Here is an 8,414-nt window from a genome sequence, read left to right as displayed (position 1 = left end):
TTCTCGCGTGTTTGATACTGTGAATTAACTCTTTACGAGTTTACTCATGGTTGAATTCAATCCGATATCAGTCTTCTGATATCGGATTTTTTATGCCTGTTGTTTATTAACGAGCCTATTTAGGACTTCAAGCGAAATGTTCAAAAGCATAGCGATAAAAAAACCGCTCAGTTGCCTAAGCAGTTATCGTGAGCTTTTACAATTCCCTCATGAAGCGATTTCAATGAGGAAATAACCAGCGCTATTTTTCCAGTGCTTTGATCAGAACAGAGGTATCCAGTCGGCCTAAGCCTTGCTCTTGCAACTCTGCATAGCGCTGATCAACTTGCTGAGTCAGCGGCAGTTCTAGACCAACACGTTGCGCTTCTTCTAAGCAGAAACCAAGATCTTTACGCATCCAGTCAATCGCAAAGCCAAAATCAAACTTATCTTGTGCCATGGTTGTCGCGCGATTTTCCATCTGCCAAGAACCTGCAGCGCCGTGCTTGAGGGTATTCACCACTTGTTCAATATCCAAGCCTGATTTTTGTGCCAATTGAATCGCTTCACTTAAGCCTTGTAACACCCCTGCGATACAAATCTGATTAACCATTTTACAACGCTGACCTTGTCCGTGTTCACCGAGCAATGTCGCTTGCTTAGCGTACACATCCATCACTGGCGCAACTTGTTCAAAAATCGCCGCTTCACCACCACACATGATGGTTAGCACGCCATTTTCAGCCCCCGCTTGACCACCAGAAACAGGAGCATCAATAAAGGCATTTCCCGCTTGTTTAGCGGCTTCAGCCAGTTCTACAGCAAGATTGGCCGATGTCGTGGTATGGTCGACTAAAACCGCGCCTGGCTTCATGCCCGCCAAAATGCCCTCATCACCATATACCACGCTGCGCACATCATCATCGTTACCGACGCAGACAAATACGATATCGCAGCCCTCTGCGGCTTGCTTTGGCGTTTCACATGCTATGCCTTGATGCTCATCTTGCCATTTTTGTGCTTTAGCGAAAGTACGGTTATATACCTTGGTGCTGTAACCGGCCTTACTTAAGTACCCCGCCATTGGGTAGCCCATAACCCCTAAACCAACAAAGGTAACTGTTTTGCTTTCCATATTTACTCCGATAATGAAGCCAGTTAAACCTTGTTTTTGTTATGGTTTATAGTACTGACGTTGTGAAAAACTTATTGCCTTAGTTTAACCAATATCGAACAATGAAATGAACCGTTTTTATAATTTTGCACTAAGTTTTTTGTCATGTTTTATGCCACAATGACGGTCCCTACACTCTATTAAGCTGTACTCAATAAATGAATTATAAAGCTGCAATCTTTGACATGGATGGCCTTCTCCTCGATACAGAACGCGTCTGTATGCGCGTCTTCAAACAAGCATGTCAAACCGTTGAACTGCCTTTTTATCAAGATGTTTACCTCTCGATCATTGGTCGTAATGCGGCAGGAATTGAGAAAATTTTCCGCGATGCTTACGGCGACGACTTGCCTAAATTACATGCAGAATGGCGCGCCAACTATGATGCCATTGTGCGACATCAGGCGATTCCGGTAAAAGAAGGTGTGGTTGAACTATTGGAATGGTTAAAAGCCAACAACATTCCGACCGCCGTTGCGACTTCCACTCATAAAGATCTTGCCAGCATTAAGCTCAAGCTTGCAGGCATCGATCATTACTTTGATCATTTAACCTGTGGCTGTGAGGTGACTAACGGTAAGCCTGATCCTGAAATCTATCAACTCGCCGCTCGCCGTCTAGGTGTTGAACCAGAGCAGTGCATCGCTTTTGAAGATTCTAATAATGGCGTTTTATCTGCGGTTTCAGCCAAAATGCACACCTTCCAAATTCCAGATTTGGTTGAGCCAAGCGAAGAGATCAAAGCGCTTGGCCATGAGATTGAGCCATCGATGATAGACGTTCTTGCCAAGTTAAAAGCGCAGTAACGAAACCACGCCACCATTATCATTTGCATTCGTAAGGCTTAACGCACCGTTAAGCCTTTATTTTATTCGCTGTATTGCTGTTATCCCCATAATTCATCAATTGATGAATATAGTGGAATTATCTTTCTTTTCTAATGCTTAGTAAAAGCACTACCCTATTCTAAATAGAGAATCCTAAAACATAAGTTCGTAATGGATCACATCGTCGCTGTGGCAAACTCGTTACTCTATAAAGAGTTGCCCCCATTCTAAGGAATCGAGCATGCAAAAAATCCTCGTTAGTGTACTGTTTATTTCACTTCTCTCAGCTTGCTCCCCCAGCGACAAAGACAAAGCACTCGGTACTCTTGAGCGCGATCGCGTCACTCTTTCCGCGACTGCCAATGAGATTATCCGCCAATTGCCGATTCGCGAAGGCACCGCAGTGACAGCGGGCGATGTGCTGGTTCAACTCGATACCAAAAGTCAGCAAGCCGTTTTGGCCCACGCCATTGCAGAGCAAGCGAAAGCTGCCGCCTATTTACTTAAACTGACCAACGGTGAACGACCTGAAGACATTGCTGCCGCTCAAGCTCGCGTTGTCAGGGCACAAGCGCAGCTCACAGAGGCGCAAAAAAACTACCAGCGCAAAGCCGAGTTAGTTAGTAAAAAACTCATTAGCCAATCAGAGAAAGATACCGCTTTAGCTGCGCGGGATTCTGCCCGAGCAGAGTTAGATTCCGCAAATGAAGAATTCAGTAAACTCACCGCAGGATCGCGTCCTGAAGATATTGAACAAGCGCGCGCCGCACTGGCTGCGACACAAGCTGATGTCGCCCTTGAACAGCAAAATCTGGATGATTTAACCATCATTGCCACACGCGATGGTGTATTAGACAATTTACCCTATAACCTTGGAGAAAGAGTTCCGGTTAACGGTATTGTGGCGGTGGTACAAGCAAGCCAAGTTCCTTATGCGCGGGTTTATATTCCTGCAGACTACCGCGTCACTTTCATTCCGGGCAAACACGTTTCAGTGTTTGTCGATGGGGTTGAAGCCCCCTATCAGGGAACCGTCCGCTGGGTTGCCACCGAGCCCTCTTTTACTCCGTACTACGCTTTAACCGAAGAAGAACGCTCTCGTTGGATGTATTTGGCTGAAGTCGATTTGGAGCAAAGTGCAACCACACTGCCCTCTGGGCTTGCAGCGCAAGTTGCGCTGTTCAAGGAGTAAGCATGACGGAATTTGCTATCCAAGCCAAAAATGTGATTAAAAAGTTTGGTGACTTTACCGCGATTGAAGGGATCAACCTTAATGTCCCTAAAGGCAGCATATACGGTTTTCTTGGCCCTAATGGTTGCGGGAAATCGACCACGATTCGCGTACTCACTGGCCTACTAAGCCCAACCTCAGGCGAAGTGGATGTTCTGGGGCTTGAGATACCGCGCCAGTCAGAGTTGCTGCGTTTAAAAATTGGCTATATGACCCAGAAATTCTCGCTGTATGACGATCTGACTGTGAAGGAAAACCTGCAGTTTATCGGCCAAATATTTGGTATGCCGAGCCGTGCCCTCAAGCAACGGATTGACGAGCAGCTCGATATCTATGGCCTCGATCAGCGCCGCAACCAACGCGTTGGAGGCATGAGTGGTGGACAAAAACAGCGTTTATCGCTGGCGGCTGCGACTATGCACAACCCAGAACTATTATTTCTTGATGAACCAACTTCCGCTGTTGACCCAGAAAACCGACGGGAATTTTGGGAACAGTTGTTTGATCTTAGCGATCAAGGCACCACCATCTTGATCACCACCCACTATATGGATGAAGCGGAGCGCTGCCATCGGCTTGCGATTATGGAATCTGGGGTTATTCGTGCTGATGGTGAACCGGAACAGCTGATGGCTGAAATGGGGGTAAATATTGTCGAGGTTAAAGCGCCCCACTTACGTCAATTGAAAAGCAAGCTTTTAGGGAAATCAGAGGTACGTACTGCGGCGCAGATAGGGATTCGTTTACGCGTACTCATTCGTAACCAAGTGGCCAATCCAATTCAATGGCTGGTCAATAACTTTCCGGAACTAAAAGATGCTGAGATGAATCTTGCTCGGCCAAGTTTGGAAGATGTGTTCGTTACCGTAACCGGAGAAGGACGCCAATAATGATGCAATCTATCGCCCGTATGAAAGCCATCATGGTAAAAGAGATTCGCCAGCTTTCTCGTGACCGCATCACCTTTGGTATGGTGGTAATGATCCCGCTTATCCAACTACTATTGTTCGGCTTTGCGATTAATACCGATGTTCGCAATATTCCAATTGCTGTCGTTGACCAAAGCCAAAGCGCCGCGGGACGGGTCATCACTGAATCGGTGCGAGTGACGCAAGTTGTCGATATTACCCAACGCTTCGCAACTCCTCAGCAAGCTGAGCAAGCGATTCAAGATGGCCAAGTTAGAGCGGCACTCATCTTGCCATCTGATCTCACTCAACGTATGGCACAAGGCCGTGAACTCGGTCAATGGATTGTTGATGGTTCTGATACCATGATTAGCCACGCGATTATGGCGCTTCAAAGTATGCCGTTAACCGACTTTGATTTTGAAATCCGGCCACCAGCACAGAAAACTTTCGAAGTTGCACTCTTTTACAACCCTACGCAACGCTCGGCGGTGAATATTGTACCGGGTTTATTAGGTGTGATTTTAACCATGACGATGATCCTGTTCACCAGTGCTGCGATTGTTCGAGAGCGTGAGCGCGGTAATTTGGAGTTACTCATTACCACCCCGATCCATTCGATGGAGTTAATGGTTGCGAAAATCGTTCCCTATATTTTCGTTGGCCTAATTCAAGTCGTGATCATTCTCGGCTTAGGGCATTTTATTTTTGGCGTGCCAATTAACGGTGCTCTGAGCCAAATCTTATTCGGTACTTTGCTGTTTATCTCCGCCAGCTTAACGCTCGGATTGGTCATTTCAACCATCGCGACAACTCAGCTACAAGCAATGCAAATGACGGTGTTTATATTGCTGCCTTCAATTCTACTTTCGGGCTTTATGTTCCCCTACGAAGGCATGCCTGTTATCGCACAATGGATTTCAGAAGTCCTGCCAGCGACACACTTTATGCGCCTTATTCGCGGTATTGTCTTACGTGGCGCCGACTTAACTGATCTATGGCGTGATAGCTTGTGGTTAGCAGGGTTCACTTTACTTGGGCTTCTCATTGCTTCGAAGCGATTCAAAAAATCGCTCGATTAATGACTCTCGTGATTTAGACCTCAAACACTAATAACCTATCATGGTTCGAATCATTTTATGATCTGAACCATGAGGCGATGACAAGCTTTCACGCTGGCAAATTCGTCGTAAGCCACTAGCTGATTTAAGCCATAGATGGTCAATACCAATCATTGAGGCTGCAGGCGTTGACGAAATCTGCAACCAATTCGGCCAACTGGCCACTGGTGCTGTTTGAAAGCCTAGAAATAGTTTAGTGAAGCGCATGCTTCTTGACGACAAATTGAAATCACCAATAACGAGTACTTCGTCGCTTGGGTAAAGATGATTGAGTGACTCAATGGTTTTCATTAGCGCATTGCGGCGATACCAAAGTGCTTCGGTTCGTGGTGAAGGAGGATGAGCGGTAAATACCGTGATGGCTTGCTGCTGGCCAGCTTGCCAAGTAGTACGAATAATATGTTGCTGATCAGGTGTCATAAAAACAGAACTGTCCACCAAAGGATAACGGCTTAGTATCATCTGTCCTGAGGGATAACCAACCCCTTCTTGGCCGCCATAAACATAAGGATATACGTCACTTAAAGTCTGCAGCACAACACCAACTTTCGGTGACACTTCTTGTAGTACCACTAAATCCGCCGGATGATTAATTAAGTAGTTAATCAGTTGGTTGGTATCGGGATTTTCATAATAGATATTATACTGGATGATCGAGACACTGTTCTCACACTTAACCATGATAGACCGCTCGTTGACCGGCGTTAGCATAAAAAAAGCCAACGATAAGAGTGCGCAAATAATCGCTTTTGACCAATGTTTAGAAATCAAAAATAGAGCGCACAGGCTCGCATATAAACCAAAAAATAGCGCGGGATATCCTGTAACGTTTTCTAGCCACCAAATATCATCATTAAGAAACAGCGCTAGCCAAAGCCCTGCAGGTAAGACGATTCCAAACCAAAGCACAATTTTTTTGAGCAAACCCATCTCCCCAGTCATCCTTGATATGATGTAAGTATGGAAGAGTTCATCAATAAAAGAGAAGTTACCGCTCAGCCAAAGCGCCAATGATCACTATCTAACTTACGTATCAAGAAAATAAAACGGTTGCATCTAAGCAGAATGCAACTAACGAGCAGAGAGAAAGAATCGCACTTTTTCTGAGCCGGAGTATAATTCCCCCAAGTAGGCAACGACCACCGTCGCGCCATTTTCAACATAAAAAGAATCAATATGAAAAACTACTTCGCCAGCCCTTTTGTCGGGAAATCACTGCAAGAACAAGTCACCAATCCCAACATCATCGTGGAAAAATACAGCTATTACTCTGGTTATTATCATCAGCATAGCTTTGATGATTGTGCTCGTTACCTTATGCCTGATCGCGATGATGTCGATAAACTCATCATTGGTAGCTACTGCTCTATTGGGTCAGGGGCCGTATTTATGATGGCGGGGAACCAAGGTCATCGACACGATTGGGCTGCAACCTTTCCATTCTTTTACCAAGATAATCCCTTATTTAGCCAAGCTCAGGATGCCTTCCAGCGCGCCGGAGATACTACTATTGGCAATGATGTTTGGATCGGTTCAGAAGCGATGATTATGCCCGGAGTTCAAATTGGTGATGGGGCAGTTATCGCTAGCCGTGCGGTCGTCACTAAAGATGTGGCGCCTTACACTATTGTTGGTGGTAATCCAGCTAAAGTGATTCGACAGCGCTTCTCAGAGCAACAAATTGCCCAGCTATTAGAAATGAAATGGTGGGAGTGGCCAGAGCCGCAGCTCGAACAAGCGATACCTTTGCTTTGCAGTGGAGAGATTGGCCAGCTTTATACATACTGGCAAAAAGGCTAAAGCCATTCACTCGTCGCTACGTTGCGGTGTGTAAATGAATACAAACCTCCTTATTACCCATCTTATGCGGCGCACCTCACATTAACTTGCAGAATTTCCATTGAGTTAGCCGCCTCTCATTCTCTATATTTCTATTATGGAGATCATCGTGAGCGGCTTATGGGACACAACCTCGATATCCAAAGCATTTATGTTTTGGTCAAAATGTACGAACTACGCAACGTTAAACTCGTCGCAGACGCGTTAGGCAAAACGTCCAGTGCGATCAGTAAGATTTTATCAAAGCTAAAGTTACACTTTGAAGACCCACTGTTTATCCAAGGCCGACATGGTTTTGAGCCTACCACCTTTATGGATACCAACCTTGCTCACCTCGAGCATATATTGGCGACCTTTGACTCCATTCAACATACCGAATTTTCGCCGCAAACCTTAAAGCAAGAAATCATCCTTTATGGGCACGCCCTATTTTGGGATAACTTTGGCGATAAACTCTATCTTGCCCTACGTAAAGATGCACCTTTAGCGAAAATATCAATGCGCCAATGGAGCTTAGAGGCTCGCTCACGCCTAGTTGAAGGTGAAAATTCCGTTTTATTCAACACTTATGATGAAACTCTACCGCAAGTCATATTACAAAAATCCATCTGTGAAGTTTCCCCAACGTTTTATGTGCGTAACGGTCATCCCGCACAAACGCTTGAAGAGTTAACTGACTATCCGTTTGTGATCACCCGTAACCCAGGTTGGAATGACGTTCGTTATCCACTATTAGAACGTCTCGCCGCAATTGGTTACCAAGTCACGCCGACCGTGGAAGTCGAGAATACACTCGCGATCGAAAATATTGTGCGAAATTCCGATCATTACTCTTTCACGATGTCACGCCTAATCCCTGAGAACTGTCGTGGTATTGCTCTACCTAAATTATCAGATATGCGTGTTAAGTGCGTTATGAGCTACCACAGAGCCAAACAAAACGATCCTCAAAAGGAATGGCTATATAACACCTGCCACCGCGTTCTCAACCAACTGACTGAATAAGTCAACGCCGATTTATTCACTTAGTTGGTTATTTTTCCTTTATTAATAGGCCCTGATCATTCAGGGCCTATTGCTTGCTATCGTCCGTGTTACAAAGCTTTCCCCCAAAAGCAACCATTCAGCCAGCGCATCAATTCGACACAAGTCACATAAATTTCCAAAATGGAAACTCTGCCTTTCCTCTACATGTGATCTACATCTCGGTAATATCATTCCTGTCGAGAGGGGAAACCCGCTAAAACAATCAAACAACAAGGTAAACCAATTATGAAAAACGTACTCATCATCGCTCTATCAGTATTCTCTGTTTCAGCTTTCGCAGCTAGCGGC

At 45.4% G+C, this 8,414-nt stretch carries 8 protein-coding genes; 6 read left to right on the top strand and 2 right to left on the bottom strand.

Features of this window, described 5'->3' with window-relative positions:
- Window positions 1-241: 241 nt before the first annotated feature.
- A complete protein-coding gene (locus RH88_RS16580; protein ID WP_005598127.1) occupies window positions 242-1,114 on the bottom strand; it encodes an NAD(P)-dependent oxidoreductase in 873 nt (290 codons plus the stop codon).
- Between the two features lie 197 nt (window positions 1,115-1,311).
- Between RH88_RS16580 and RH88_RS16575 the strand changes: the two genes are divergently transcribed.
- From RH88_RS16575 to RH88_RS16560, 4 genes are all read left to right on the top strand, one after another.
- The gene (locus RH88_RS16575) at window positions 1,312-1,959 is read left to right on the top strand and encodes an HAD family hydrolase (RefSeq protein WP_005598125.1); all 648 of its coding nucleotides are present in this window, start codon (window positions 1,312-1,314) and stop codon (window positions 1,957-1,959) included.
- A 262-nt stretch (window positions 1,960-2,221) separates the two neighbouring features.
- A complete protein-coding gene (locus RH88_RS16570) occupies window positions 2,222-3,172 on the top strand; it encodes an HlyD family secretion protein (protein WP_005598123.1) in 951 nt (316 codons plus the stop codon).
- Between the two features lie 2 nt (window positions 3,173-3,174).
- Window positions 3,175-4,101, top strand: a complete 927-nt coding sequence (locus RH88_RS16565) for an ABC transporter ATP-binding protein (protein ID WP_005598122.1) — start codon at window positions 3,175-3,177, stop codon at window positions 4,099-4,101.
- 2 nt (window positions 4,102-4,103) lie between these two features.
- On the top strand, window positions 4,104-5,201 hold the full coding sequence (locus tag RH88_RS16560) for an ABC transporter permease (protein ID WP_174269662.1): 1,098 nt from the start codon (window positions 4,104-4,106) through the stop codon (window positions 5,199-5,201).
- 27 nt (window positions 5,202-5,228) lie between these two features.
- On the opposite strand, the gene RH88_RS16555 is transcribed toward RH88_RS16560, so the two are convergent.
- Window positions 5,229-6,170, bottom strand: a complete 942-nt coding sequence (locus RH88_RS16555; RefSeq protein ID WP_005598118.1) for an endonuclease/exonuclease/phosphatase family protein — start codon at window positions 6,168-6,170, stop codon at window positions 5,229-5,231.
- Between the two features lie 246 nt (window positions 6,171-6,416).
- Here RH88_RS16555 and catB point away from each other — a divergent pair, with 246 nt between their 5' ends.
- Both catB and RH88_RS16545 read left to right on the top strand, forming a co-directional pair.
- On the top strand, window positions 6,417-7,040 hold the full coding sequence (gene catB / locus RH88_RS16550; protein ID WP_005598116.1) for a type B chloramphenicol O-acetyltransferase: 624 nt from the start codon (window positions 6,417-6,419) through the stop codon (window positions 7,038-7,040).
- A 159-nt stretch (window positions 7,041-7,199) separates the two neighbouring features.
- Complete coding sequence (locus tag RH88_RS16545; protein WP_005598114.1) at window positions 7,200-8,084, top strand: LysR family transcriptional regulator; 885 nt, start codon at window positions 7,200-7,202, stop codon at window positions 8,082-8,084.
- Window positions 8,085-8,414 lie beyond the last annotated feature (330 nt).

This window comes from Vibrio scophthalmi LMG 19158, assembly GCF_000222585.1.
Classification (GTDB): domain Bacteria; phylum Pseudomonadota; class Gammaproteobacteria; order Enterobacterales; family Vibrionaceae; genus Vibrio; species Vibrio scophthalmi.
The sequence above is the reverse complement of the archived record's forward strand: the minus strand, read 5'-3'. Positions and strand labels throughout refer to the sequence as shown.